The 540-nt window shown below is 62.7% G+C and carries 1 protein-coding gene; it reads right to left on the bottom strand.

Features of this window, described 5'->3' with window-relative positions:
• Positions 1-230: hypothetical protein (locus tag ACXJ3V_RS20660; protein ID WP_457102227.1), on the bottom strand; the 230-nt coding region annotated here is incomplete at its 3' end.
• Between the last annotated feature and the right edge of the window lie 310 nt (positions 231-540).

The following is a 540-nucleotide window of genomic DNA, read 5'->3' on the forward strand; positions in this document are numbered from 1 at the left end:
GCGCTCCTGCCGCTGGTGGTTCTGACTGCGGTCGTCATGGGCGGCTTGGTCGCTTGGACATTCACGCGCAAGGCGAACAAGCTGGCGCGCAAGCCGACGCCTGAGTCGCTGACGCAGATCCTGTCGAGGCGCTTTTCTGGCGTTGTGCCCGTGATGCACCTGGGCTCGCAGCTGATCCTCGACCAGTTGCCGAAATGGCGCCGCCAGGTCTGGCCGGAGGAGGTGCTCATGAAGCACAAGATCAAYGGCAAGCCSATGCTSACGGACAACAAGGTCAACCTCGACCAGATCCGCCWGTAYTTCCAGGGCGAGCCGAARCTSATCAAGGGCACGAACCGSCTCAAGAGCCACATGCTGGGCATCCARCTYGTCTCSRTCMTSCACGAYCGCGGCAAGRAGGTGGTSTAYCCSGATCGCATGAGCCCGRCSGGCAAGGTCATGTACGCGCTSCTGGTCGCGCACGCYTTCGGYGGCAAGGAMGGCAAGAAGGACTACGAGCGCGCGATGAACGAGCTCAACTACTCGTGCACGGCCCACCCG

Source organism: Microbacterium sp. P5_E9, assembly GCF_054049175.1.